The following is a 24,003-nucleotide window of genomic DNA, read 5'->3' as shown; positions in this document are numbered from 1 at the left end:
GTATAGGCGACCGTCGGTATGGCCAAGTAAAAACGCCGTAAAACCTCCTGCCTTACTGTGTGATTTTATGGCCTGTTGGGGTAAAAATCAGCAGTTTGAGTGATGGTTTTGTTAGCATCATGGGTAGGTAATGTTATGCCAGACGACGCGCAAACCCTGATAGTGACTGGGGTTGTATCATTTTTTGCTCATCGATGCGTAATTCTTCAAATAATAATGATAACTACTATCAATCCCTGATTGGTTTGATATGATCGCACGCTGAATTCTTCCTTAAATGTTGAAATGGGTGGAGGCACAGCGTGAAAACGGCTGGCAAAATGACAAATCTAAGTGCTCAGGGCGCAGGCCGTGGGCAATGGGGCGCATTAGGGCGCAGTGTGATCGCCTCACTGGTATTGGTAGTGGGGTTGGTGGGCAACGCTCAGGCGGCTCCGGCTACTGCACCAGCCGTTGCGCAAAGCGTTGCTGCGGCGACGACACCGGCCGCACCAGCAGCAGTAACTCCAGTGGTGGGTACCCCGGAGAATATCGCCCCGGTTAATCCTGAACCGACCATCCAACCGCCCGAAACGCGTGGCATGGACCTTTCCGTCTGGGGCATGTATCAACACGCTGATATCGTGGTGAAAATCGTGATGATTGGCCTGGTGCTGGCGTCTATCGTCACCTGGACCATTCTGTTTGCCAAAGGCAGTGAGCTGTTTCGTTCCAAGCGCCGTCTGCGTCGTGAGCAGTTGGCACTGGCCGACGTGCGTTCGCTGGACGATGCCTCCGAACTGGCGCAAAGCTTCTCGCAAGAGAGCATCAGTGCGGTACTGCTGCAAGATGCGCAGAACGAACTGGAGTTGTCGGCGGCCTCTAATGACAACAACGGCATTAAAGAGCGTACCGGTTTCCGTCTGGAACGCCGCGTAGCGGCCTACGGGCGTCAGTTGGGGCGCGGCAATGGCTTCCTGGCCACCATCGGTGCCATTTCACCGTTTGTCGGCCTGTTCGGCACCGTATGGGGCATCATGAACAGCTTTATCGGCATTGCCCATTCGCAAACCACCAACCTGGCGGTCGTTGCCCCGGGCATTGCGGAAGCCCTGTTGGCCACCGCTCTTGGTCTGGTTGCGGCCATCCCGGCGGTAGTGATCTACAACATTTTTGCTCGCGTTATTGGCGGCCACCGTGCTCAGGTGGGTGATGTGGCGGCACAGGTGCTGCTGCTGTTGGGCCGCGATCTGGATCTGGCGGCCTCGGCCGATGCCAAACGTTCGCAGCATGCGCACCAGCTGCGGGTGGGGTGAGTTATGGCGATGCGCTTAAATGAAGATCTGGACGACAGCGGCGAACTGCATGAAATCAACGTGACGCCGTTTATCGACGTCATGCTGGTGCTGTTGATCATCTTTATGGTGGCTGCGCCGCTGGCAACGGTAGATATTCGTGTCGATCTGCCCGCTTCTTCCGCTAAACCGCAGCCGCGTCCGGAAAAACCGGTGTTCCTGTCGGTGAAGGCAGACAAGCAGCTGTACGTGGGTGATGAGCCGGTGACGGCGGAACAACTGACGTCGGTGCTGGATCAACGTACGCAGGCGAATAAAGAAACCACCATCTTCTTCCAGGCGGACAAGACCGTAGATTATGAAACGCTGATGAGCGTGATGGATACGCTACGCAAAGCCGGCTACCTGAAAGTAGGGCTGGTGGGTATGGAAGGCGTGGCCAAGTAATCCACCCGGCCATTTCCTCTTCTTCGGGTTGTCTAACTCGAAGAAGAGGGCGCTATTTAGCCACGTGCATGTGCCGCAGCGCGGGTGATTTGCTCATCGGTGGGGCGCACGCCGGTGTACAACACAAACTGTTCCAATGCCTGTAGAGCGATCACTTCGGCTCCAGTTACTACCTGCAAACCCTGTTCACGGGCATGGCGGATCAGCGGGGTTTCTGCCGGTAAAGCCACCACGTCGAAGGCGATCTTGGCAGCCTTGATGGTGGCCGGTTCAAAGGACAACTGCTCGGCTTCGCTTCCGCCCGCCATGCCGATTGGCGTGACGTTAATCACCATCTCAACCTGTAAATCTCCGACCTCTGGTTGCCACTGATAGCCATACTGTGCTGCCAGCGCCTGGCCCGTCTGTGGGTTGCGCGCAATGATATAACCCTTCTTGAACCCGGCATCGCGCAGGGCGGCGGTCACCGCTTTGGCCATACCGCCGCTGCCACGCAGGGCAAACGAGGTGGCAGGGGGGATCTGGTATTTCGCCAGCAGTTTGGCGATGGCGATATAGTCGGTGTTATAGGCCCGCAAGAAGCCGTCGTCGTTGACGATGGTATTGACCGACTCAATCGCCGTGGCAGATGCATCCAGCTCATCAAGGAACGGAATACAGCTTTCCTTGAACGGCATGGAAACCGCACAACCGCGAATGCCCAAAGCGCGCACGCCGCCGACCGCTGCCTGAATATCTTTGGTAGTGAATGCCTTATAGATGTAGTTCAGATCCAGTTCCTGATACAGATAGTTGTGGAAACGGGTGCCGAAATTACCTGGCCGACCGGCCAGTGACATACACAGCTGAGTATCTTTGTTGATTTCACGACTCATGACGGCCCTTAGCTCATTGAAAGAAATGTCCCCACTGGCTGACAAGCACCCGGCGGGGATAATCGGTTCAGCTTACGTCAAAAGGCAGGTTATCCAGTACAAAACATTTTCCCCTTACCCCATTTTCGGGTAGACCCCTGGCCCGATAGGCAGCCCCAGCACGTACCACACCACCAGCAGCAGAGTCCAGACGGCGAAGAACACCAGCGGATAGGGCATGATCAGCACGTAGTAGGTGCCGAGTTTGGCGTTTTTCAGGTAGCGTTGCAGAAAACCAAGGAATAACGGCAGGAATGGCGACATCGGTGCCAGCGGCAGCACGGATGAATCGGCGATGCGGAAGATCATCTGGGCGAAGGCCGGGTGAAAGCCCAACAGCATAAACATTGGCACGAAGATCGGTGCCAGGATCGACCAGATGGCGGAGCCGCTGGCAATAAACATGCAGAGGAAAGCAGACAGGAACATCAGACCGAGGAACGCCGGTGCGCCGCTCATTCCGGCCGCCTCCAGCAGATCCGTCAGGCCGATGGCCATAAACTTGCCCATGTTGCTCCAGTTGAAGAACGCCACAAACTGCGACAGCGGGAACACCATGACGATAAAGCCCGCCATATTCTTCATCGGCTCGACTAGCTGGTTGGGGATATCGTCCGGGCGTCGGATGGTCTTGGTGACGACGCCGTAAGTGATGGCGACGGTGAAGAAGAACAGGATGATGATCGGCACAATGCCTTTAATAAAGGGGGAAGGGATCACCGAGCCGGTTTGTGGATCGCGCAGTGGGGCACCTTCCGGCACTACCAGCGCGGCCATCACGGCGATAAACACCAGCGCGGCAATACCGCTCATCATCAGGCCACGGTTTTGTAATGGGGTGAGTACCTCGAGCTTGTCTCCGGCGGTGCCTTGCCATTTTGGCAGCCGTGGCTCAATGTACTTATCCGTTAGTAACGCGCCGGTAATGGTCAACACGATCACCGAGGTGGCCATAAAGTACCAGTTGTCGATCACGCTGACGTGGATCGCGCCATCAACCGCTTTGGCCGCTTCGGTACTGATACCGGAAAGCAGCACGTCGGTGGTGACAATCAGCAGGTTGGCGGTAAAACCCGAGCCGACACCGGCGATCGCCGCTAGTAGTCCGGCAATGGGGTTACGCCCGACAGCCAGAAAGATCAACGCCCCCAGCGGTGGCATCACCACCAGTGCGGCATCGGAGGAGATATGGCTGAAGAAGGCGATAAACAGCACCATATAGCTGGCATAGCCAGCGCTGACGTGCGAGGCCATTTTGTACATCAGTGCCTGCAACAGGCCGACCTTTTCCGCCAGACCGGCACCGATCACCAGCGCCAGGATCGCCCCCAATGGCGCAAAGCCGCTGAAGTTGTGGATGATGTTGGGGAGGATCCACTGTATTCCCTCTACGCTCAGCAGATTCTTTACCTGGATCATTTCCCCGCTAGCCGGGTTTTTCACCGCCAGACCTAACCAGGAAATGAGCGCGGTGGCGAGCATTAACACCGCGATTAAATACACAAATAACAGGAAGGGGTTGGGAATTTTATTGCCGATGCGTTCTACCCAGTACAAAATACGCCCGGGGCTTTTATTGGCGGATGAAGCTATCTCACTCATGATGTTACCCTCTTGTCCGTAATCAGATTTTTATAGTTTTATGGATCGCTATGGGGTTCTGGCTCGGAACGGGAACCAGAACGGCCGGGATTTACTTCAATGGGGAAGGTTTCACTCCCGCAGGGATGGGGCATTGATACGGCTGTTCGGCACGTTGTTGACGAAATTCCTCGCGGCAAGCGTTCAGCAAGGTGTTATCGCTCAGTAAGGCGACGGCGGTAGCGGCCATCACTTTACCTGCCAGGCACATGCCCTTGTGGGCTATCGAGGTGCGGCCCTGGGCGACCAACTGCCAGGTATGCAGAGGTGTGCCAAGCGCAAAGCAGGGGCTGAAGCACTGGGCCGTCGGTGTGACCCAACTGACGTCGCCGACATCGGTAGAGCCGTACAGGATTTCTTGTGACTCCACGTAGGGAGCGACCTCGTCCATCAGCACCTTGTCACCCAACTGCCGTACCCATTCCTGCCCGGCGTCCCCGCCGGTACGTGAAATGTTCAGCTTGGCATTGCGCAGGTCGTCCCTGCTGAGTGTTTGGCGGATCTCCGTGGCAAAACGCCGCTCTTCGTCGCTGTAATCCGGCAAACCGAAATCGCACACGTACTGATACATCGCCTTTTCCAGGCGGCGATTGGGGACGTAGTTGGAGCAGGCTTTTTCAAAGTGCACCGTCATCTGGGTGTCGGTCATCAGCGCCGCGCCTTTGGCAACGTTGACCAGGCGTTGGTAAATATCCTGCACCTGATCGAGCTGTGGAGCGCGCACCAGGTATAGCACTTCGGCATCGGCCTGCACCACGTTGGGGGAGCTGCCGCCGGTATTGGTGACGGCATAATGCAGCCGGGCTTCCTGCACGATATGTTCACGCAGGAAGTTGGCTCCGGTGTTCATCAGTGTCACGGCATCCAGCGCGCTGCGGCCGAGATGTGGCGAGTTGGCAGCGTGAGCGGCGATCCCCTTGAAACGGAATGCGGCCTGAATATTGGCGAGGCTGCTGGTGTTGAACATACCGCTGAAGCCTTCTGGGTGCCAGGTGAGGGCGGCATCCACATCGGCGAACAACCCTTCGCGCACCATAAAGGTTTTACCAGAGCCACCTTCTTCCCCCGGGCAGCCGTAAAAGCGTACCGTGCCGGTTAACTGTTGCTGTTCCATCCAGGCTTTAACCGCAAAGGCTCCGGCCAGTGCGGCGGTGCCGAGCAGGTTATGCCCGCAGCCATGACCATTGCCGTTTTCCACCAGCGGGGCCGGGGTGGCACAGCCCGCGTGCTGGCTTAGACCGGCCAGTGCATCGTATTCGCCCAATAAGGCGATCACCGGATGGCCGTTACCGAAGCTGGCGATAAACGCCGTTTCGATGCCGCCGACGCCGCGTTCAACCTGAAAGCCCTCCTGCTCCAGCGCGTTCGCCAGTAGCTCGGCGGAATAGGTTTCGGTAAAGCGGGTTTCCGGATGATCCCAGATCTCATCGCTTAGGGTACTGAAACGGGCCTGGTGGCTATCGATGTATTGGTGGATAAAAGAGACCAGTTCGGGCTGTTTCATGCTGCGCTCCCAAAAGTCGGTAGGTTCAGTGCCAGGGTGGCCAGCGTTTTTACCGCCACCGTGAGTATCTGTTCGTCAAAATCAAATTTCTCGTTGTGATGCCCGGCGCTGAGTTCGCAGCCGAAGATCACATAGGTTGCTTGTCCGCCGTGAGATTTCACCCGTTCCATCATGTAGGTGGCATCCTCTGACCCAGCCGCCTGCTCACGGCGATCGACCACCGAATCAAGCTCGCTGATGTTGAGCGCCTGGCGATGGACGTAATCCACCCAAGGTTGCGTTGGCTGGCTGCTTTGCGCCGCGCCCATCAGGGTGATGTCGTATTCCACTCCCTGCATAGTGGCGGCCCCTTGGATGACGTTGAGCGCCTGTTGGTAGACAAATTCGTTGATCTCATTGGTCGCGCCGCGCGTCTCGACCTTCATAAAGGCACGGTCTGCGATGACGTTACGGCCAGTGCCTGCCTGCAACACGCCAACGTTAATACGTGAGCTGCCTTCGCTGTGGCGGGGGATGGCATACAACCCTATGCTGGCCTGAGCCGCCGCCAGCAGGGCATTGCGGCCATCCTCCGGTTTGGCACCGGCATGGGAGGCCATGCCACGGAAAGTGACGTCCAGCTTGGTGGTGGCCATAAAGCTGTTGCTGCCGCACACCAGTTCTCCGGCCGGTACGCCGGTGCCGATATGCACGGCGGTAAAGAAATCGACGTCATCCACCACGCCGGCTTCCACCATCGATTTGGCCCCGCGGGTACCTTCCTCGGCCGGTTGGAAGATCAGCTTGATGCGGCCATGCAGCTGTGGCTCCAGGCTCTTGAATACCCGCGCCAACCCCAGGCCAATGGTGGTATGTCCATCGTGCCCACAGGCGTGCATCATGCCGCTATTGCAGGAGGCGAAGCCTTCACGGAATGGCAGATGGTCGGGATGCAGCAGTTCGTTGAGATCGAGCGCGTCCATATCGACGCGAAAAGCGATGGTGGGACCAGGGCGGCCGGTGTCCAGCGTGGCGACAATGCCGGTAAAACCGCCGGAAAAGAAGGGCAGCCACTTCGCCAGGGCACCCTGTTCGAGAGCGCGTTGCTCTTGCGCCGCCAGGATTTGTGCAGAGGGTAGCCCCATGCGGACTTCGGCGTTGATCACCTCGCGGCCAAGCTGTAACTGATAACCTAATCGATCCAACTCTTCCGCTACCAGTGAAGCGGTACGAAATTCAAGCCAGCCGGATTCGGCATAGCGATGGAAATCACGGCGCCAGGCTTGCAGCTGCGGATACAGTTCGGTCACCAACGTTGAAAGCGGAGTGTTCATAGCAGTTTTCCATTAGTTATCACGCCTTGAATAAAATTCAGGCAGGAACGACGCACTGACGCAGGTCAGCAATTAAATTAAAATTGATTATTTACGTAATTAGTTGCTTAAAAGCCGCGAATGGCGCTTATTAACGGCGATAATGCGTTTAAATAAGCGAAATAACGATTGGGTTATTTTTTATGTTTTTTTCGAATGTACACAATGGCATCGGGTTAAATAAGATGCCAATATCTTGCTACTGATAAACAATGGTTATCGTAAATCGCCTATGCCAGCCTCGATAAAATTGCACCAGTTACGCGCCTTTGTGGAGGTCAGCCGCCAGGGCAGTATCCGCGCCGCCAGCCGTACCTGTAACCTTTCCCAGCCTGCGTTGACCAAGTCGATTCAGGAGCTGGAGGAGGTGCTCGGTGCCAAGCTGTTTGTCCGCCGTAGTAAAGGGGTGGTATTAACCGACTGCGGTGATAACTTTTTTCAGCATGCCAGCCTGATCCTCGAAGAGCTGCGGGTGGCGCAGGAGGATATTCAGCAGCGGTTGGGGCTAGCAGGCGGCTCGGTCAATATCGGCGTCGGTGGCAGCGTAGCCCGCACGGTGATGCCGAAAGTGATCACCCAGTTTCACCGTGAATATCCCAATGTGAAGGTGCGTATTGTGGAAGGGCAACTGGTCTCGATGATCCCGGAGCTACGTCAGGGGGAACTGGATTTTACCATTAATACCTATTATCCCAGCAGTATGGACCATGAGTTGAGCTTTGAGCGGCTGATGGAAAGAGAATACAAGGTGGTGGTACGCAAGGGGCACCCGTGTGAGAACGCCCGCACGCTCAAGGAACTGCAACATTGTGATTGGACTATGCCAACCCCCAATGGCAGCTACTACCGCCTGTTACATGAACTGTTTGGTGATATGGGAATGGCACCGGCGATCAGTGTCACCTGCGAGACCTTTATGGCCTGTACCAGCTTGGTCGCGCAGAGTGACTTTGTCAGTATTCTGTCGGTCGATGTGATCTCCGATCCCATTTTGGGCCGCCATCTGGTGGCGCTGGAGTTGGAGGAGGTATTACCGCAAGCCACTTTCTACCTGATCCAGCGTAAGGATACGACGCTGACGCCGATGGGGGCCTATCTGGCCCGTCTGTTCAGGCAGCATTGCCGATAGCGTCTTTGGGCCTGGGATTACTGGCGAATGCAGACAACCAGCGGATTAGTAAACCCTTTGATAATGATCGCGTTATTATTTAATTCCTTGATCTTTGAGTAAAACCCGATGCCTGGGGTTTGTGGTAACACTCTGTTATGCCAAAGGTTTTCTGGCGTATTATCCAAGGGGTGGCTCTCTGTACGGGTGAAGACGATTTCGTTCACGTTTTCCAGCTCCGAAGGGGTGACGGTAAAGTAGACGGTTCTTCTCAGGTTATAGCTATTTCCCTTATTCTTGATTGAGCCAGAAAATTTCATAATCCCATCATGTGGCGACCGAAATATGATGTCGACATGGGTGTTGACCTCAACGGCGTCAGCTTCATCGATTTTGAGGTGCGCGAACACCTGGGCATTACAATGGAACGGCTTGAGGGACTGCCACTGATACAGGTAAAAAAGAATTGAACTTAAGCTAATAATCAACAGCAGTGTTACGACGATCTTTTTCATATTATCACTCTATCGTCTTGTAGTTTAAGCAATTTTTATAGCTTGCCGCATCAATTTTACTGCAGGCAGCGAGCAGTCGGATTCTGAAACGTTCATTATTAGGGTGTGCCTCTGCATAAAAAACATCCATATCCTCTCGTGTACAGTCTATGCCTTCTGCTGCCATTTCCTTGAGGATTTTAGCCGTAAAATCTTTATTTGGCTTGTCATCATTTAAGTTATAGATACTGCATTTTTCATGAGTCACCACGAAGTTCACGCTCTCTTTTTGGGAGTGTCTCAGCATGGTTGTGCCAGTTACCGTGGTCAGTAACAGTAAAAGAGCAAGTATGTAGATTATCATCTTGTGTTTTTTTAACGATAAATAGATAGATTGATGCTCTCCTTGCTCGGTCATTACAGGTGGTATGGCGCCTGAAGAGGTGTTGGATTCTTCAGTGACAGGAACCCCGCTGACCGCTGCTTCTTCTGTTATTCCCTGTTCCGATTTTTGTATTGGATGGATTTCCGCATCCATTCGAAAACCGACGCGGGGAACGGTGGAAATTATATCTTTACTCACACCGAGATTAGTGAAGGCTTTGCGTAGTTCACTAATATGGTTATTCAGGCTGGCATTAGACGGCGAAAAACCATAGTCCGCCCAGACATTTTTTAGCAGATCATCGCGAGCAAGGTTGACCCTATTGTTGTTGATCAACTCACTGAGTAACCGGGTCGCTGGCTTTGATAATTCAACAGATTGTTGAATGTCGTTTTTAACCGTCAATATTCTATTGTCAGGATCAAAGATAATATTAAGGTTTATTATGTATTTCATGGCGATAACCGAGCATCCTTGGTGTTAGTGTTGAACTGCGTCCAGTGATAAGAATAGTCTTAATGGGGTGACTGTGCGTAGGAATTTAGTTGTAACCTGCTATCGTAGTCAACCCTGATTTGAACTATTTTTTCAGCAATAATAACTAGTTGAATTCAAGGCAGTATTACCTACTTGGTTGCTGGTTTTTTACTGCCCAAAACGACATTAAATATATTAAAGCCAATAATATTTAGTTATTAATTCTAATTTTTGTGTATTAAGCAGGTTATTTTGCTTGTTCGCTGTCTGATCATTAAGATTTATCGCAATACCAAACCTACTGGCGAAAGTGTCCAAAAAGTGTACGTAACGGTGAAGTCGGTAACGAGCCAAACGCCAAGAACAAAGTGACTGTGTCCTTTAATGGTAACGTCGGTGCCGTCGCAGACCCTTGGGTATTGGGGGCTAGTCTCGTCATCGCGGATGCTAGTGGTCCTATTAAGCAGACTGAGCCAACCACCATCCAAAAACTGCATACCCTGAACCTCAGTGCCTACCAGCAGGGGGACGGGTTACCGAAGGGAAATTCAAGACGGTTGCCGGTTGCACTTTAGCTGACCAGTAATCGGCTACTCCATTATGGGTATAACCTATATTGGGCATACGAAGGTATCCGCATCCCTTGTCTGGAGGCGATAGCATCAAGGATGACTTGCCATATGAACGTAACCCATATTATCACCGTATTTTCTAGCCGATTTATTATGGCGTCTTTTTCCTCTTTGATTGCACATTCTGTCTTGGGATGGGGACATATAAATAGGCAAGGATCCATTGTTGATATTACCTGAATGCGCCAAGAACAAGCCCACGTCTGAAGTAACCCCCGTTTCTGTTTCAAATCATGAGGAACTAAAATGACACCACATATTGTTATCGCTATTCAGGATAGCAACCGTTATTTTGCTCTGGGCATTCAACATATTTTGCAGGACTACTTTCTGGCTAAAGGTTGTACATGGAGTTTTGTGCCGGTTGCGCCTGGGGTAGCGATCGACCTGATGGTTTGTGTCAATCCCTTTGGCTGGTCGTCGCGGTTCAATTCTCGCCGGGAAAATCCAGTAAACCGGCGGCTTGGGACGATTATCATACAGGATACGGCTGCTGAGAATATAATACGTCAGCATGAACTCGCACTATTAGGTCGCAAAGAACGGCCTGATGCCTTGGTGCGTCTGGTTGAGGAGATGTTTGAGCAGGCAAGCCAGTCGTCTTTGGCTGCCGATACGGTAAGTGTGTGTCGCCATTTGCATCTGACACCGCGCGAGCGTGACGTTCTGCAAGGGATCTCACAGGAATTAACGCCTGACGAGATCGCGAGCAAACTTTCGCTTAACGTCAAGACCGTCAGCACCCATAAACTCACGGCGATGCGCAAGCTGGGCTTCAAGCGTAATGGCGAATTATATTACTGGCTGCGGCAAGGTGGCCTGTGGTAGGGGAATAGCCCGCGTATGCCGGTTGGTTTTCGCCGTATTGTTTTTTCTCAATGTTTACGACACTATCTCAGGCAAAATTCACTCGGGATGAGAGTGAGCACTGGAGATAAGTAAGGACACCGATGAAAAAACTCATAGTAGCCGCGATGGTCTCAACCATCGCTGGTACCAGCCAGTTCGCACAGGCCTCTTCCGATGAAACCGGGTGCCGTTGGAGCGATTATTGCGCAATGGGCGGTGTGCCCTACCTGGCCGCCGATAATGATACCCGCGTCAATCTGCTGATGCTGGCAGCGGGAATGCGCAATTTACCCGTGGCACTGTCGTCGTTGCCGCAGGATATTAGCCGTAGCAGAGGATACACGTTTGGCCTGTTCCCTGGTGAGGCCGCTACTGAAACCGATCAGGCCACTGCACCAGCTCAAACCGCCGTGCCGCAGGATAACCCTCTTGATGCGCTAGCAGTAAGCCTGGGCATTAAACCGTCGGGGTTAACCGGGGTTTCAACAGAAAATGAAGGCCGCTGGGTGTCCAATAATTCAGATTCACTCAGCCAATTCTTCCAGGTCCTGCTGGCCGACCAACGGCTAGATCAGGCCGAACGCGATTTGCTGGCGTTGCGCCGGGCCAAAATTTACCGCAGTGAAGTGCAGCCGGAGCAATTTTTACCGCTGATGGCAAATTATGCCGAGGGTTCTCATGCGGCGGCGTTCAGAGATTACCTCACCAGCGCAGAACAGTTTTATCAGGGGCAGTTTGCCGATGCGGATACTGGGTTCCAACGGTTAAAACAGTCGGATCAACCATGGGTAGCCGAAACCGCCGCGTATATGCTGTTCCGCGTGGCCTTAAACCAGATCACTGAAAATGCCACGGATCAGTACGGCATGTTCGATCCACAGCGGGCTAATAAAGAGGCGGGGGCCCTGGCATTGCAACGTGCGCAGGCTTATCTGGCCGCTTATCCCAAAGGCGAATATGTGGATTCCGTGCAGGGATTACAGCGCCGGGTGAATTGGTATCTGTCCGACTGGCCGCGTTTGGCACAGCTGTATGAAAGCGAGATAACCGCGACCACCGATATCAATACGCTTGGCGCGATGATTGATGAAGGGGACCAAATTCTGCTGAGCCGCAACATTCCTTATGACAGCGCAGAACAGCCTTTTGTCAGCAGTGCCGATGCCCCGTTGTTGACCTTCACCCAAACCATGAAGTGGCTGCGCAAATACAATCTCGATAACCAGTCGATGCCGAAAGTGAGCGATGAGATGCTGCAGGGGTACAAACCAATGTTTGTTGCCGCCAATCAGTTGCCGCTCTGGGAATATATGCATAATGCCTGGCTGTTCTATCAGCAAAAGGATTATGCCGCGGTCACCAAGGCGATCCAGCCTGCGGCACCGCTGGCAGCGAACGATCTCATCGCGTTCAGCCAACAGGTCCTCTACGGCGATGCTCTGGTGATGCAGGAAAATTGGCAGGGTGCCGAAGCCCATTGGCGTCATCTGCTTGGCATGAAGCTTGCCCCTTACCAGCAACAGTATCTGCAGCTGATGTTGGCCACCGCCTTGGTGCAGGAAAATAAAACGGCGGCTATTTTTGCCCCGGACAGCCCAATCAATAACCTGCGTTATCGCTCAGTGGTGCTCAAAAGCCTGGCCAATAAAGCGTTGCTGCAACAGCAGGCCGTGGGCGCACCCAATGATGAAGAAAAGACCATTGCTCTGCATACGCTGCTGTTTAAGGATTTGATGGTGGGCGACTATCAGGGGTTTATTGACGACAACCAGCTGAAAAAAAATATCAAACAAACGCCTGACCCGCAGGTATTTGGCGATGTCGCACTCAGCGTTTTTGATTGGGATGGCAGCCAGACCGAGCCTGGCTATTTCTGTGCTTCTTTAGACGCTAACGTTGTCGTATTGGCGAAGAACAAGACTGATGCGCACGCCATGAACTGCGTGGCCGAGTTCCTGCGTACCACCTTTGCCGATATCAGCACCGAAGCGGAAATGGGGGCCAATGAACAGCTGGATGACTTGGCCAGAACCGAACTTTATCAAGATAAAGCGCACGGCAGATTAAAATATTATCAGCAAGTGATCGCCGATCCCAAAGCCGAGCCGGAAGATAAAACCTATGCGCTGTACCGGGCGGTGATGTGTTTCTCACCTTCCGGCTATAACAGCTGTGATCGGCAGGAGATCTCGCAGAAAACCCGCCAACGTTGGTTTAACCTGTTGAAGAGCCAATATAAAGGGAACCAGTGGGAACAGAAGCTCAAATACTATTGGTAATGCGGTTATTGCTGCTGCTGTGGTTGCCGATCTCTGCAACAACAGTAGCGGCGGATAACGAGGCTGGCCGATATGTGAATGCGCATGATTACCGTGCATTTTGGCTTTGGTCTGGCGTCTGGCCGCAGCCTGCATTGCAGCAGGCCGATCTGCTCTATCTCCATCAGGGGGAAATCGTGAACGGCCGCCAGGGCGCTCGTTTTCTGAAGTTGGGGCTGCCGCTGAGCAAGCTCCAGGCTCCCGCCGTCTGGATCACCGTACGCGTCGCAACCCTGGACATGTCCGACGAGGTATTGGCCTCGGCGGTGCGTCTGCCTGCCCGTTGGGCTGCGGCAGGCAATCGGGTGGTAGGGCTACAGATCGACTTCGACGCGGCAACCTATCAGCTGGATAAGTACGCGGAGTTTCTCGACAAGCTGCGCGGCCGATTACCCAAAGAATATGCTTTGGGGGTTACTGGCCTGCTCGATTGGGCAAAGACCGGTAACGTCAGCCAGTTGAATGCGTTGCCAATTGATGAGTTGGTGATCCAAACCTATCAGGGGCGGCGCACGGTCACGGAATATGAACGCTATCTCCCCGCGCTGCTTAAGCTACACATTCCCTTCAAAATCGGTCTGGTGCAGCAGGGCGACTGGAACTCCGAGTGGCAACGGCGGCTGGCCACATCGCCTTATTATCGCGGTGAGGTGGTTTTTCTGTTGAATATCAACCTATAGTTTTTCATTTTATTTAAGTATATCAACTGGATAATCATATTATTTGCTTATGCTAGTATGCATAACTTAACTGGTCTAAAATAGGTGCGAATCGAACGATTTATACCTATTTGAACGACTGAGGAGATTGCCATGATTAGCTTTACGGCCAACCAGGCCAAAACCCAGTTTGGTGAGATGATAACTAAAGCTCAGCGTGAGCCGATCAGCATTACCAAAAACGGTAAACCTTCTGTAGTGGTTATGTCTGTTGAGGATTACAACGAGTTTGAAGCGTTGAAACTGCAAAGCTTGCGCGCCAAGCTTGCGCGTTCCATTACTCAGGCAGAGGCTGGCCAGTTGCATGAGGGTGATCAGGTATTTGATGAGTTGATGAAGGATCTCTAATGGCTAGTTACAAACTGACTGACGATGCGCGAGAGGATTTGCGCGAATTAAAGGCATTTTCTCTAAGGCAGTTTGGAACGTTGACAACAAGGGAATACTTGGCTGGTATGCGTGCCACTATGCAGCATCTGGCTAATATACCGGGGATGGGCAGCAATGAAGTTGAAAGTTTAGGGTTGGATATATGGAGTTTTCCGTATATGAGCCATACGATCTATTATCAACGTGCCGATGATGGAATTTCTATCATCGGCGTTGTTCACCAGAGTCGCCTGCCAACGTTGTTATTAAATCGTCGGATATGAACATAGGATGAAGGAACTCTCTTTGGCTGTTTTTTCGCGCTCCTGTGTTGCAAACTATTTATGTAGGAGCGCTGCATGCAGTACCCATCCAAACCCCATTCCAGCCTTTAATCCCACCACTAAACACTGACTAAACAGCCGGGGATTTTACCCGTGTTTAGTAATGCCATGGCGCTGGGTTTGATAGCTTTCACAAAAGCATCACGCAATCGCTGCGCGGCCGATAAAGTCGCTTGATTGAAAAATATCTCCGCTATAAATTGATCTGCATCGTTTCACTAAAACGATACAGATAATGTCAGTTTGCGTATTTAACGCATTGATTAAGCGGTAATTTAGTGGGTTTTTGTCCCTAAAGTCACCGATTAACGTCAGCACCGGAAGGGGAGCGAAAACATGGCTAATATTCGTGATGTCGCACATCTCGCCGGTGTTTCCGTGAGCAGCGTTTCCAACGTTTTAAACGGTCGGGTCGATCAGATGCGCCCGGAAACCAGGCTGCGTATCGAACGGGTGATGCGCGAATTGAACTATCAGCCCAACAGAGTGGCGCAGCAGTTGAAAACCGGGCATGCCCGGATGATTGGCCTGCTGGTCCCCTCGATCGTCAATCCCAGCTTTTCTGCCCTGGCTCGCGAGGTCGACCTGGCGGCTAAAGAGCACCGCTATCGGGTGCTGTTGGGCAATACCTACCGGCAGGAAGACGAAGAGCGTACCTTTATCGAAGATATGTTCGCCCATGGGGTGCGTGGCATTATTGTCGCCGCGAGTGATACCCGTAAGATCCATTTCGCACAGGCTGCCGAAATGGGGATGATGATTGTCAACTACGACAACCGGATGGCGGGGAGCCTCACCGCTGACGCCCGGCTATTCGACAGCGTCTCAATGGACAACGTAGAGGCCGGGCGGCTGGCGGCTCAACACCTGATCGAACGTGGTTGCCGCAATATCGTCTTTGCCACCGAGGCCAGTCTGACCATGAGCCGCAGCCATAAGATTGAAGGGTTTCTGACCGTGGTGCGTAATCATCGCCTGCCCGCTCAGCAGCGGGTGATAGAGGGTAAAGCCAGTGGTGAGTATGGCGATACCGAGATGGCCGAGCTGGGCTTTGCCCTGGCCGCTCAGGTGCTTGCACTTTCTCCGCGCCCGGATGGTGTGGTGGCTATCAACGATGCTTTGGGCATTGGTCTGCTAGCGGGGCTGCGGGAGGCAGGAGTGGCTGTGCCTGGTGAGATCTCGGTGGTGGGGATCGACAATATTCCGCTCTCGGGGCTGGTCTGGCCCGCGCTGACTTCCGTCATGCCACCGCTTGCCGAGATGGCCAATGTGATGGTAGAGCGCTTATTGCAGCGCATAGGGGAGCCTACATTAGCCCCAGAGGAGTTTATTTTCCCGCCGACATTAGTCAGCCGCCAGTCGGTAATAACCGTCACGCCATAATACGCATAGAGTAACGAGAACGATTAAATAGCATTATTGATTATCAGGTAAATACACCTGCGCCCATCAGGCAAGCCTGTAGCAGATTATTATTCCGATTAACGACATTGGAAGTATTCTATTATGCAAAAGAGAACGCCTCAGGAAATTGAACGCAGTGCCATTAGAAAAATGACGCTGAATATTGTCCCGTTAATGATCTTATTATACTTTCTGGCTTTTCTGGATCGTAATAATATGGCCTATGCGGCTATTGCTCTGGAAGATAGCCTGGGGTTAACCGCTTCGGCCTTTGGCTTTGCCTCCGGGATATTCTTTATCGGCTATTTTATGTTTGAAATTCCCAGCAATGCGGGAACCATCAAGTTTGGCCCGCGTATCTGGTTTGCCAGGATCCTCATCACCTGGGGGATATTTGCCGTGTTGATGGGCTTTGTCCGCACGCCGATGGAGTTGTATATCTGTCGGTTTATGCTGGGCGTCTGCGAAGCGGGGTTTTTCCCCTCGGTAGTTTATTACTTTACCGTGTTTTTCCCGGAGAAGTACCGTACCAAGATCCTCGGTATGTTTATCATCGTCCAACCGTTATCGAACGCCATCGGCTCACCGATTTCCGGGCTGATCCTTAACGTTGAGCATGGCTGGTTTGGCTTGGAGCCGTGGCAGTGGCTGTTTATCCTCGAAGGCGTTCCTCCGGTGATTATTGGCCTGTTTATCCCATTTATTATCAAGAACTCACCGAAAGACGTGGGCTATCTCGATGTGGAAGAAAAAGCCTGGCTGATGAACAACGCCACGCGCAGTAAATCGGGTTCCAAGGTCAAGCTGTCTGATTTTGTGCAAGGCATAAAAAATAAAAAGTATCTGTTATACGCCATGTTGAATTTTGGCATGGTGTGTGGGATCTACGGTTTCGGGATGTGGCTGCCTTCCATCATCACAGCCATCTCTGGCGATGATATTTTCCGCGTGAGCCTGATTGCTTTTATCCCCTATGGGTTGGCCGCCTTGCTGGTTTATCCGTGGAGCCTATGGGCCAGTAAAAGTAAAAAAATCGGCGTGTTTGCCGGCATCAGCATGATTGTCGCTGCCCTTGGCCTGATGGGGGCAGTGGTGTTCTTCAACTACAACGTGTTGGTCGCGCTGATGTTCCTGAGCGTTGCTTCGATAGGTATCTATACTGCGGTTCCTTCATTCCTTTCCATGCCTGCCAACATCTCTACCGGTGCGGCAGCGGCGGCCGGGCTGGCGGTGGTGAGCTGTATCGGCAATATCGGGGGTTTTGCCGCGCCTTATGTGGTCGGGTTATTAAAGGATGTCACTAACAGCAATATTCCGGGGCTGGTTTTCCTGTCGCTGTGTTTATTGGTTACCGGATTGATCTGCATTTTTTACTGCGCCAAACAGCGTGAAGGTGTTATTCGCTCATAACTGGCTTTATCTACAGATAATCGAGAGGCAATAAAATGGGAAATCTAACGGGTAAAAAAGTGTTTATTACCGGTGCCGAGCAGGGGATCGGCAAAGCTACCGCAGAGCAGTTGATTAATGCCGGGTGTGACATCTACATCCACTATTTCAGTGGCGAAGAAGGGCCAAAGGAACTGGTTGAGTTAGCCCATTCACGCGGTCAACGCGCCGCCTATGGTTATGCGGATTTAACCGATACCGCAGATACCCAGCGATGCGTCGCTGCCGCCGCCGAGTTTTTGGGGGGGATAGACATACTGATCAATAACGTGGGCGGCATTATCGCCCGTAAATGGCTCGGTGAGATCGACCGTCAATTCTGGCAGACGGTGATTGATGTCAATATGACGACCATGCTGAACGTCACGCAAAGCGCGCTACCTTACTTAAAAAGTGCCAAGGGCGGAACCAGCATTGTCAACCTGGCCTCACTGGCTGGCCGTTCCGGCGGGCATTCTGGTTCGCTGGTTTACTCTACTACCAAAGGGGCGGTATTAACCTGGACCCGCTCCCTGGCGGCGGAACTGGGTGAACATGGCATTAGGGTCAACGCCGTTGCGCCGGGGCTTATTCTTGGCACTCGCTTCCATAACCTGCATACCAGCAAGGAATCTGCCGATGAAACCATCCATGGCATTCCCCTTGGCCGCGCGGGGAACCCGGAAGACGTCGCTCGGGTGATTAAATTCCTCGCCTCGGAATATGACGGCTTCGTTTCTGGCGCCACCATCGATATTAACGGCGGTATTTACCGTATGTGATCCTACCCAGGCAGGCACAACCTGCCTGTCCTCCTTGCTGGAAAACACCATGATCAAAGCCGATATTATTCATCCGCAACTGTTGGGTGCCTTGGCGCTGTGCGGGCATAAGACCCAGATCCTCATCGCCGATGGCAACTATTCGTTCGTCACCAACTCGTCGAAAGAGGCCACCATTGTCTATCTGAACCTGGCCCCCGGTATGATCGCCAGCAGCGTGATATTAGCAAAGGTGCTCAAGCACATTAACGTAGAACACGCCTCGATGATGGCCTGGCCGCAAGACTTCACCAACACCATCGCTGCCGAATATCAGCAACTGCTGCCCGACGGTTGCCCCATCGATTATCTCAACCGCGAGGCTTTCTATCATGCGGCAAAATCACAGGAGACATTACTGGTTATCGCCAGTGGTGAGATGCGGCGCTTTGCCAACCTGCTGCTGACCGTAGCGCCGGTTGTCGTTGACTGATTGAATGCGGGTTATCTTTGTGGCAGGTGCATCTGTGGGCTACTGACAGAAACTGTCAACAGTGCAGGTTACGCTTGGTTTTTATGGGTAGGAAAATCCTGGAAAATTGCTCCCCATCACCGACGAGGAAACCCCGATGATACGTGCTATTACCCTCCTGACTGAAAATTTTTCCGATTGGGAAACCGCTTTGATCAATTCGACGGGGCGTGGGTACTACGGTTTTGACTGCCGTTTTGCCACTCCTGGCGGAGCCCAGGTCACCTCTTCTGGTGGCATGCTGGTTTCCCCCCATCTGGCGATAGAAGCCATTCAGCCTGATGACGTCGATCTGCTGATTGTCTGTGGGGGCACTCTCTGGCAAACCGCACAGGCACCGGATATCACCGCCTTGGTTGCTGCGGCTTATCAAAGCAACGCCATCGTCGCGGGGATTTGCGATGGTACTCGCGTATTAGCGCAGGCGGGCGTGCTTGATGTGGTTCGCCATACTTCTAATTCGGCAGAAAACCTGTTGAGCCTGAACTATGGCGGTGCGCAATACTATCAGGATGTGCCTTATGCTATCGCCGATCGGCGCGTTATCACGGCACCGGGTACCGCACCGGTCAGCTTTATGGCCGCAATCTTGCGTACTTTGGGGCTGGGGGATGAAAACCTCAATGCCTACCTTGCGATGCATGCTGCAGAGCACCGCAAGTCAGATTAACCCACGGTTATAAATAGCTTCCGAGAGCCACCTCACGTGGAGACAGGCTCTCTCTGGCCGAGAGGAGCTGGCTGTTTGTGCGCAGACAAGGCTGCATAAGCGTGGTTTTTTCTTTGCAGCCCCACTAATTGTGCCGGAGAGATGAGATTGGTTTCTGCCGGCAACGTTGGTGGTAGCGGCAAGCACGCTAGATTGATTGACGACCGTTCGTGCAGATAGTGTCCTCCCCCGGCTTTGTTGAATAAATCGAACTCCACTGTACTGATGCTCAAACGCGTCTTTCGACTTACACTACGTGCCGTTCAGGGATTCACTGATTCTATTTTTACGTTAATGAAACTCCCGCTTCGTTGCTCGGATTATTCCTGCGTCAGCAGGCAGGCCAAGTCCGTCTGCATTCCCGAGTCTTATCCGGCAGACCCACCGGAAAATCAAGGTGGCTTCAGCAGACGGGGGTTATGACACCTCAAATGCTTGGTTGAGGTCTGCATCGTGTTGGCATCAATGGTGCCAGCACGATGGTGCTATGAATAATCTGTCTGAATAACTCAATTTTGCGGTTACGCGACATTTGGTCATATTGTCTTAAATTAAATCAAATTAAATTAACTTAAGATATTTCTTGTTTTTGCTAAGTTATATCTTAATCACTAAGGGTGCACATCAATAAATAATCTGTGTGAATAACTCAATTCTCCAGCCATGCGATAGATGGTCATGCTATCTTAAATTTAGTTGGGATTATTCTTGTTTTTTGTTTGGTGATATCTTAATTAATAAGAATATTCATTAAGAAATGCAGAGATATTTTGGTGTTTGTGGGGGGAATCCCATTTGAACTATCAGAAAAATTACTCAATAATGGTTGTCATTCAAAATTTCAATCAGTTATATTATAGCTCATGTCAATTTAAACGTATTGGCCCACTACAGGTTTGGCACGCGATTAGGGGGCAGCGGTTTTTGCTATCCAGCTTGCGCCATTATGTCTTGATAAAGTCTATTCCAGAAGGATGGGTAAATGGCTTTATTTATAGCTTAGGCATTATGAAATAGAAGTAAGTTATAAATAATATCAATAATAGGCTCGCTGCACATATTGGCTTTGGTGGGGGTTATGGATTCACATGATGGTTTAATTCGATGGCAGCTTTGCGGCTAGAAATTGGCAGGAATAGACGAAATAGCTAGGGAAAAATATTCATATGTTAAAAGGACGAACAAAACGTAGGCTGCTAGGGGGCGGCGCTTTAGTGGCAATTGCTATGCTGGTCTATTGGTATTTCAGCCAACCGCTACCTACGGAGTTTAAAACGGTTAAAGTTACCCAACGTGATTTTCAACAGATCGTTTTGGCGACCGGCCAGTTGGATGCGGTACGTAAGGTTGATGTGGGGGCTCAGGTCAGCGGACAACTAGAGAGCCTGAAGGTCGAGATTGGCGATAAGGTACACAAAGGCCAACTGCTCGGCGTTATCGATCCCCAACAGGCCCAAAACAGCATTCGCGAAGGCGAGGCCACGCTACAGCAACTGCAAGCTCAGCTGCAACAGGCGCAGGCGGAGCAGCAACTGGCAGAGGTCACCTTGCAGCGTAACCGCGAATTGGCCAAGGTGCAGGCGGTATCGCGCCAGGATCTGGATAAATTGACCACCGAGATGGCGGTGAAAAAGGCGCAGGTGGCAAATACCCGGGCGCAGATCGCCAAAAATCAGGCCAGCCTGGATACCGCCAAGATCAATCTGGCCTATACCCGCATTGAAGCGCCGATGGACGGTGATGTGGTGCAGATCACCACCTTACAGGGCCAAACGGTGATCGCCGCACAGCAGGCACCCAACATTCTGACTCTGGCAGATATGAGCACCATGCTGGTGAAGGCCCAGGTTTCCGAGGCGGACGTGATCCACCTCAAGCCGGGGCTGAAAGCCTGGTTTACCGTGTTGGGCGATCCGAACAAACGCTTTGAGGGTGTGCTGAAAGACATCCAACCCACCCCAGAGAAGGTCAATAACGCCATCTTTTATTACGCGCGTTTCGAAGTGCCAAATCCGCAGGGGTTGCTGCGCCTGCAAATGACCGCGCAGGTGCATATTCAACTGGCTGGCGCCAGCGATGCGCTGGTTATTCCGCTGACAGCGTTAGGGGAGCAGATCGCTGATAACCGTTACCACGTTGCGGTGCTGCAACAGGGCCAGAAACAGCTGCGGGAGGTGACGATCGGCATGCGTAACAATGTGGATGTGCAGATTGTCAGTGGATTGATAGCCGGTGAAGAGGTGATTGTCAGCCGCGGCGGCGTGGAGGACAACTGATGGCCGCACTGTTGGAACTGAGTGATATCCAGCGTAGTTATCAATCCGGCGAGCAAACCCTGGAGGTATTGAAAAGCGTCAGCCTGCGGATAGATGCCGGTGAGATGGTGGCGATCATCGGGGCTTCCGGTTCCGGTAAATCGACGCTGATGAACATTCTCGGCTGTCTGGACAAACCCAACGGCGGCATTTACCGCGTGGCCGGGCAGGACGTAGCCACGCTCAATGGCGATGCATTAGCCCAGCTGCGGCGCGAGCATTTCGGCTTTATCTTCCAGCGTTATCATTTGCTGCCACATCTGAGTGCGGCGCATAACGTGGAGGTGCCTGCCGTTTACGCTGGGATGAGTAACTCGGCACGGCATGCCAGGGCGGCGGCCTTGCTGCAACGCCTGGGGTTGGGGGAACGTATCGCCTATCGGCCAAGCCAGCTGTCCGGTGGGCAGCAGCAGCGTGTCAGCATTGCGCGGGCATTGATGAACGGTGGCCAGGTGATCCTGGCGGATGAGCCAACCGGTGCGCTCGATAGCCACTCAGGTAAAGAGGTGATGACGATCCTCAAGCAGCTGTGCGAGCAGGGACACACCGTGATCATCGTTACCCACGATCCGGCGGTAGCGCAGCAAGCCGAGCGGATTATCGAAATCCACGATGGCGAAATCATTGGCGATTCTCGGCCACGGACGCAGGGCAAGCCACAGGCCAAAGCGTTGGAACTGGCCACGCCAGCCCCTTCCTGGCGGCAGATGGCCGACCGTTTCCGGGAGGCGTTGTCGATGGCCTGGTGGGCGATGGCGGCCAACAAGATGCGTACCTTGTTGACCATGCTGGGGATCGTCATCGGCATTGCCTCGGTGATCTCGATCCTGGTGATAGGCGATGCAGTCCAACAACAGGTATTGGCCGAGATCAAATCCATCGGCACCAACACCGTGGATGTCTATCCCGGCAAAGACTTCGGAGACGATGACCCAACTCTCCGCCAAGCGTTGAAATATGACGATCTGAACGCATTGCGTGCACAACCTTATATCAGCGCGCTTTCCCCCATGACTCGCAGCAGCATGCGTCTGCGCTTTGGCAATATCGATGTGGCGGCTAATGTGGCGGGCGTCAGCGAGCAGTTTTTCCGGGTGTACGGCATGGAGTTTTCTCAGGGAACGGCTATTGATGTCAGGCAGGTGGAGTCCCAGACGCAGACGGTGGTGATCGATACCAACACCCAGCGCCGACTATTCCCGCAACAAAAAAACGTGCTGGGTGAGGTGATCCTGATTGGCAATATGCCTGCGACCGTGGTGGGGGTGGCGAAGGAAAAGCAAACCATGTTTGGCAGCAGCAAGATGCTCAGCGTCTGGGTGCCCTATACCACGATGGCCAATCGCCTGATGGGCAACGACTACTTCGATTCGATCACCGTGCGTATTCGCGATGGCTATAACAGCCAGGAGGCGGAACAGCAACTGACGCGGCTATTGACGCTGCGCCACGGCAAAAAAGACTTCTTTACCTACAACATGGACAGCCTGGTGCAAACGGCGGAGAAAACTACTCGTACGCTGCAACTGTTCCTGATCTTGGTGGCGGTGATTTCGTTGGTGGTGGGTGGGATTGGCGTGATGAATATCATGCTGGTCTCGGTCACCGAAAGAACGCGAGAAATCGGCATCCGCATGGCCGTAGGTGCTCGTTCCGGCGACGTTCTGCAACAGTTCCTGATTGAGGCGGTGCTGGTCTGCCTGGTGGGGGGGATTTTAGGGATCGCGCTGTCGGTCACCATCGGCTTGCTGGTGCAGTTGGCGATGCCGGGCTGGCAGATCAACTTCCCGCCGGTGGCTCTGCTGAGTGCGTTCCTGTGTTCCACCGGTATTGGTGTCGTGTTCGGTTATCTCCCTGCGCGCAGCGCTGCGCGATTGGATCCCATTGACGCATTGGCACGGGAATAATCAGCCAAACCATAATTTCACCCTGATCCGCGAGCACTGCTGAACCCTCGGCACAATAACGTTCAGGTGATACCTATTGCTGTGAGTCGATACTTACGGTATTGGCCGTGCTATGACTCA

The 24,003-nt window shown here is 52.9% G+C and carries 21 protein-coding genes and 1 pseudogene; 16 read left to right on the top strand and 6 right to left on the bottom strand.

What is annotated here, in order from left to right; all coding sequences use genetic code 11:
- Positions 1 to 302 precede the first annotated feature (302 nt).
- The gene (exbB, locus tag ABIE29_RS04135) at positions 303 to 1,295 is read left to right on the top strand and encodes a tol-pal system-associated acyl-CoA thioesterase (RefSeq protein ID WP_429616958.1); all 993 of its coding nucleotides are present in this window, start codon (positions 303 to 305) and stop codon (positions 1,293 to 1,295) included.
- 3 nt (positions 1,296 to 1,298) lie between these two features.
- Positions 1,299 to 1,721 carry a TonB system transport protein ExbD gene (exbD, locus tag ABIE29_RS04130; protein WP_429616957.1) on the top strand — a complete coding sequence of 141 codons (423 nt, stop codon included), beginning with the start codon at positions 1,299 to 1,301 and terminating at the stop codon, positions 1,719 to 1,721.
- 56 nt (positions 1,722 to 1,777) lie between these two features.
- Here the strand turns inward: exbD and ABIE29_RS04125 are convergent, their stop codons facing one another.
- From ABIE29_RS04125 to ABIE29_RS04110, 4 genes are all read right to left on the bottom strand, one after another.
- Positions 1,778 to 2,596, bottom strand: coding sequence for a shikimate 5-dehydrogenase (locus ABIE29_RS04125; protein WP_429616956.1), 819 nt, complete (start codon positions 2,594 to 2,596; stop codon positions 1,778 to 1,780).
- Between the two features lie 114 nt (positions 2,597 to 2,710).
- Positions 2,711 to 4,237, bottom strand: coding sequence for a p-aminobenzoyl-glutamate transporter (abgT, locus tag ABIE29_RS04120; protein ID WP_429616955.1), 1,527 nt, complete (start codon positions 4,235 to 4,237; stop codon positions 2,711 to 2,713).
- A 91-nt stretch (positions 4,238 to 4,328) separates the two neighbouring features.
- Entirely contained in the window at positions 4,329 to 5,780 is a 1,452-nt protein-coding gene (locus tag ABIE29_RS04115) for a M20 family metallopeptidase (protein WP_429616954.1), read from the bottom strand.
- Positions 5,777 to 7,093, bottom strand: a complete 1,317-nt coding sequence (locus ABIE29_RS04110) for a M20 family metallo-hydrolase (RefSeq protein ID WP_429616953.1) — start codon at positions 7,091 to 7,093, stop codon at positions 5,777 to 5,779. Before ABIE29_RS04110 ends, ABIE29_RS04115 begins: the two co-directional genes overlap by 4 nt.
- A 271-nt stretch (positions 7,094 to 7,364) precedes the next feature.
- On the opposite strand from ABIE29_RS04110, the gene ABIE29_RS04105 reads away from it, so the two are divergent.
- A complete protein-coding gene (locus ABIE29_RS04105) occupies positions 7,365 to 8,261 on the top strand; it encodes a LysR family transcriptional regulator (protein ID WP_429616952.1) in 897 nt (298 codons plus the stop codon).
- Positions 8,262 to 8,278: 17 nt separating this feature from the next.
- Here the strand turns inward: ABIE29_RS04105 and ABIE29_RS04100 are convergent, their stop codons facing one another.
- A complete protein-coding gene (locus tag ABIE29_RS04100; protein WP_429616951.1) occupies positions 8,279 to 8,755 on the bottom strand; it encodes a hypothetical protein in 477 nt (158 codons plus the stop codon).
- Positions 8,756 to 8,759: 4 nt separating this feature from the next.
- A complete protein-coding gene (locus tag ABIE29_RS04095; RefSeq protein ID WP_429616950.1) occupies positions 8,760 to 9,575 on the bottom strand; it encodes a winged helix-turn-helix domain-containing protein in 816 nt (271 codons plus the stop codon).
- Between the two features lie 899 nt (positions 9,576 to 10,474).
- On the opposite strand from ABIE29_RS04095, the gene ABIE29_RS04090 reads away from it, so the two are divergent.
- The 13 genes and pseudogenes from ABIE29_RS04090 to macB all read left to right on the top strand — a co-directional run bounded on the left by ABIE29_RS04090 (position 10,475) and on the right by macB (position 23,883).
- Positions 10,475 to 11,056, top strand: coding sequence for a response regulator transcription factor (locus ABIE29_RS04090; protein ID WP_429616949.1), 582 nt, complete (start codon positions 10,475 to 10,477; stop codon positions 11,054 to 11,056).
- A gap of 122 nt (positions 11,057 to 11,178) precedes the next feature.
- The gene (locus ABIE29_RS04085) at positions 11,179 to 13,356 is read left to right on the top strand and encodes a hypothetical protein (RefSeq protein WP_429616948.1); all 2,178 of its coding nucleotides are present in this window, start codon (positions 11,179 to 11,181) and stop codon (positions 13,354 to 13,356) included.
- Positions 13,326 to 14,075, top strand: coding sequence for a DUF3142 domain-containing protein (locus ABIE29_RS04080; protein ID WP_429616947.1), 750 nt, complete (start codon positions 13,326 to 13,328; stop codon positions 14,073 to 14,075). Before ABIE29_RS04085 ends, ABIE29_RS04080 begins: the two co-directional genes overlap by 31 nt.
- Before the next feature lie 132 nt (positions 14,076 to 14,207).
- The gene (locus ABIE29_RS04075; RefSeq protein ID WP_021179555.1) at positions 14,208 to 14,462 is read left to right on the top strand and encodes a type II toxin-antitoxin system Phd/YefM family antitoxin; all 255 of its coding nucleotides are present in this window, start codon (positions 14,208 to 14,210) and stop codon (positions 14,460 to 14,462) included.
- Positions 14,462 to 14,767: a type II toxin-antitoxin system RelE/ParE family toxin gene (locus tag ABIE29_RS04070; protein ID WP_429616946.1), complete on the top strand. Its 306-nt coding sequence runs from the start codon at positions 14,462 to 14,464 to the stop codon at positions 14,765 to 14,767. The genes ABIE29_RS04075 and ABIE29_RS04070 overlap by 1 nt, the downstream gene beginning before the upstream one ends.
- A gap of 396 nt (positions 14,768 to 15,163) precedes the next feature.
- Positions 15,164 to 16,210 carry a LacI family DNA-binding transcriptional regulator gene (locus ABIE29_RS04065; protein WP_429616945.1) on the top strand — a complete coding sequence of 349 codons (1,047 nt, stop codon included), beginning with the start codon at positions 15,164 to 15,166 and terminating at the stop codon, positions 16,208 to 16,210.
- A gap of 123 nt (positions 16,211 to 16,333) precedes the next feature.
- Positions 16,334 to 17,641: an MFS transporter gene (locus ABIE29_RS04060; protein ID WP_429616944.1), complete on the top strand. Its 1,308-nt coding sequence runs from the start codon at positions 16,334 to 16,336 to the stop codon at positions 17,639 to 17,641.
- 35 nt (positions 17,642 to 17,676) lie between these two features.
- Positions 17,677 to 18,441: an SDR family NAD(P)-dependent oxidoreductase gene (locus tag ABIE29_RS04055; protein ID WP_429616943.1), complete on the top strand. Its 765-nt coding sequence runs from the start codon at positions 17,677 to 17,679 to the stop codon at positions 18,439 to 18,441.
- Between the two features lie 49 nt (positions 18,442 to 18,490).
- Positions 18,491 to 18,913 carry an RbsD/FucU domain-containing protein gene (locus ABIE29_RS04050; RefSeq protein ID WP_429616942.1) on the top strand — a complete coding sequence of 141 codons (423 nt, stop codon included), beginning with the start codon at positions 18,491 to 18,493 and terminating at the stop codon, positions 18,911 to 18,913.
- A 136-nt stretch (positions 18,914 to 19,049) separates the two neighbouring features.
- Positions 19,050 to 19,622: a type 1 glutamine amidotransferase family protein gene (locus tag ABIE29_RS04045; RefSeq protein WP_429616941.1), complete on the top strand. Its 573-nt coding sequence runs from the start codon at positions 19,050 to 19,052 to the stop codon at positions 19,620 to 19,622.
- Between the two features lie 252 nt (positions 19,623 to 19,874).
- Positions 19,875 to 20,036, top strand: a pseudogene (locus tag ABIE29_RS04040) (transposase); the annotation flags it as partial.
- Positions 20,037 to 20,827: 791 nt separating this feature from the next.
- Complete coding sequence (gene macA, locus ABIE29_RS04035) at positions 20,828 to 21,937, top strand: macrolide transporter subunit MacA (protein ID WP_429616940.1); 1,110 nt, start codon at positions 20,828 to 20,830, stop codon at positions 21,935 to 21,937.
- Positions 21,937 to 23,883 (top strand): macrolide ABC transporter ATP-binding protein/permease MacB, encoded by a 1,947-nt coding sequence (gene macB, locus ABIE29_RS04030; RefSeq protein ID WP_429616939.1) that lies wholly within the window; start codon positions 21,937 to 21,939, stop codon positions 23,881 to 23,883. Before macA ends, macB begins: the two co-directional genes overlap by 1 nt.
- Positions 23,884 to 24,003 lie beyond the last annotated feature (120 nt).

The sequence above is a fragment of the Serratia sp. 2723 genome, assembly GCF_050434425.1.
Lineage (GTDB): Bacteria > Pseudomonadota > Gammaproteobacteria > Enterobacterales > Enterobacteriaceae > Chania.
This window is presented reverse-complemented; position numbering and strand designations above follow the sequence as displayed.